Source organism: Candidatus Rokuibacteriota bacterium (genome assembly GCA_030647435.1).
Classification (GTDB): domain Bacteria; phylum Methylomirabilota; class Methylomirabilia; order Rokubacteriales; family CSP1-6; genus AR37.
In genome coordinates this window covers 1-2,815 of the sequence record JAUSJX010000174.1, presented here as the reverse complement: position 1 = coordinate 2,815, position 2,815 = coordinate 1, and the positions used below count along the sequence as shown (strand labels likewise).

At 63.9% G+C, this 2,815-nt stretch carries 2 protein-coding genes; one reads left to right on the top strand and one right to left on the bottom strand.

Annotated features, from left to right (window positions below):
* Nucleotides 1–2: 2 nt before the first annotated feature.
* A complete protein-coding gene (locus Q7W02_28835) occupies nucleotides 3–953 on the top strand; it encodes an IS630 family transposase (GenBank protein ID MDO8480133.1) in 951 nt (316 codons plus the stop codon).
* On the opposite strand, the gene Q7W02_28830 is transcribed toward Q7W02_28835, so the two are convergent.
* A complete protein-coding gene (locus Q7W02_28830) occupies nucleotides 950–2,611 on the bottom strand; it encodes a tetratricopeptide repeat protein (GenBank protein ID MDO8480132.1) in 1,662 nt (553 codons plus the stop codon). The genes Q7W02_28835 and Q7W02_28830 overlap by 4 nt on opposite strands.
* Nucleotides 2,612–2,815 lie beyond the last annotated feature (204 nt).

The window sequence follows — 2,815 nt, the reverse complement described above, 5'->3', positions numbered from 1 at the left end:
GCATACCTGGGCAGCGCATCGCGCAAGACTTGGACATCTCCCGGCCCACGATTCAGCTCTGGCGAGAGCGTTTTCTGGCTCTGCGGTTGGAGGGGTTGAAAAAGGACGCCCCTCGTCCCGGCCGTATCGCGAGTATTCCCGACAGGAAAGTCCGCGCGGTGGTCGAGGCCACGCTGCACACGAAGCCGCCGGCTGCAACCCACTGGAGCGTGCGCACCATGGCGAGGGCGCAGGGCATCAGTCGCATGGCCGTTCAGCGTATCTGGACGCAACACAACCTCAAGCCCCATCTCGTCAAGACCTTCAAGATCAGCCGCGACAAACACTGTGTCGAGAAGCTGTACGACGTCGTTGGGCTCTACCTCAATCTTCCGGACAAGTCCTTGGTCCTGTGCGTCGACGAGAAAAGTCAAATCCAAGCTCTGGACCGCACCCAGCCGGGCCTTCCGCTGAAGAAAGGCCGTTGCGCAACCATGACCAGCGACTACAAACGCAACGGCACGACCACGTTGTTCGCGGCCCTGAGCATGCTCGATGGGAAAGTCATCGGCGACTGCATGCCGCGGCATCGGCATCAGGAATTCATCCGGTTCCTCAAGACAATCGACGCCAAGACGGCGCCCGAGCTCGATCTGCATCTGGTCGTGGACAATTACGGGACCCACAAGCACCCTCGGGTGACATCCTGGCTTCGGCGGCATCCGCGATTTCATCTGCACTGCATCCCAACGTCGAGTTCCTGGCTGAACATGGTGGAACGGTGGTTCCGCGACATCACCGACAACCGTATCCGCCGCGGCAGCTTCAGAAACGTGGCGGAGTTGATCGCGGCCATCAAAGAGTATCTGGACAATCCCAATCAGAACCCCCGCATCTTCACGTGGACCGCGTCCGTGGAGCGCATTTTGGCCAAAGTCGCCAAATGTAAAGAAGCGTTGGAGACACTACACTAGTACTGGAAACTGATCGACACTGACGCCACGTTGCGGTCGTACGCGTAGATCCCGATGTTCGAGCTCGTCACGCCGAGCTGATACTCGATCCTCAGCGTCATCGGCGCGCGCGTCGCGCCCGCTTCCTGCCGCACGAAGAAGGGCAGCGGCTGGTCCAGCGCGAAGACGTGGGTCTGCTCGACGTCCGCGCGCTTGACCGGGGCCGGAAGCAGGTGAAAGAGCGAGTTGGCGTGCAGGTAGCTGGTGAAGTGGACGTCCATGTTGTAGCCGAGTCGGGTCTGCCACCACGGCAGCGTGTACTGCACACCGGCCAGCACCCGGTTGCCGCGGTACGACCAGTTCCGCCCCCGGGCCACGTCGGTGTCCCACTGGTAGCCCACGCGGAACCAATGGCGATCGCCTGACCAGTAGAAGGTGTGGCTCAGGCCGACCATGTAGTTCATCGCATCCCGATCTTCCTCGACCGGCAGCGGGATGCCCGTGAAGTTCTTGCCCTGGACACGGATGATCGGCGAGAAGACGTGGGTCGGGTTCCAGAAGCTGTCACCCGCGGCGTTCAACTGCACCGTCCCGAACAGCGCCCCCGTGTTTCGCCGGAGGAACTGGTCTCCACCGAGCAGCTGGTTGTCGAAGGCGTACTGCCCGCCCACGAAGAACCGGCTGCCGGCCAGGACGCCGGTCTCGAAGGCTCCACGGTAGGTCCCACCGAGCGTCACCGCCTGGTCCTGCACGTCGAAGTCGTGGAAGTTGTTGACCAGGGTCTGGAAGAACTGGTAGCCGATCGTCGACTCCCAATTTCCGTAGCGGAGCCAGTCGTAGGAGAGCGTGACAGCGGCCAGCTCGCCGGGCGACTTCGTGGAGGCCAGCCCGTCGCGCGACTCCGTGTCGAAGAACCGGATCTCGTTGGCGAGCGGATCGTTGCTCGGGTTGGGGAGAACCTTGACGTTGGTGTCGTACGTGAAACCCAGCCGCACTTCGGCGTGGAAGCGGTTGCCCGCCCCGCCGCCCGCCGCAATGGCGTCCCGAAGCCGCTCGGCCGGGCCCGTGATGGCCGAGCCCGCGAGCCCGCGCGTTGCCGCGTCCAGCTCGCTCATGGCGCGCTCCGGCATCCCCATGACGGCCAGCGCCAGGCCGGAGTAGAAATGCGTCAGCTGTACGATGGCGGGGTTCTGTGAGGTTTCGCCCTTGAAGGCCTCCACCGCGCCGACGTAGTCCTTCTTGCGGTACCGCATGAAGCCGACGTAATAGCCGAGCCCGTCGGTCGTGGGCCGCTCGCGGAAGCACTGGTTCAGGATGGGCTCGGCCTGCTCGTAGCGCTCCTGCGCGAAATACCCGACGCCGAGGAGAAAGCGCACGGAGAAGTCGTCCGGCGCCAGCGTCCGCGCCCGCTCGAGCGCTTGCACCGCCGGCTCGAAGCGCTGGAGCGCGATGTTGACGAGGCCCGTGTAGTAGAGCGCCTCGACGTTCTTGGGGTCCTGCTGGACAGCCTCGCGGAGGTATTCGAGCGCCTCGTCGTAGCGCTTGTCGTCGTAGGCAAGGATGGCCTGGGCTACGAAGACGTCGGCCTCGGACTGCTGCGCCCCGGCCTGCAGGGGGGGGAGCAGACTGAGGAAAACGAGCAGAATGGCAAGGCTTTGGCGGGCTGCTGCCTGTCGCATGGGGCCCGTCTATTTTACCAGAAACCCGCGCGCCCCGTGCAGGAAATTCCCCGCGTCCCGACCCTAGGAGCGTGTCGGAGAATTTCTCTCCGCTCTGACTGAAAACTCTGGTGTAGTGGAATCATGAACACACCGACGCGAGGCGAGACCGCACCGCCTGAACAGGCCCCGCTGCTCACCGTGGAGGCACAGCCGGCGGCGCCC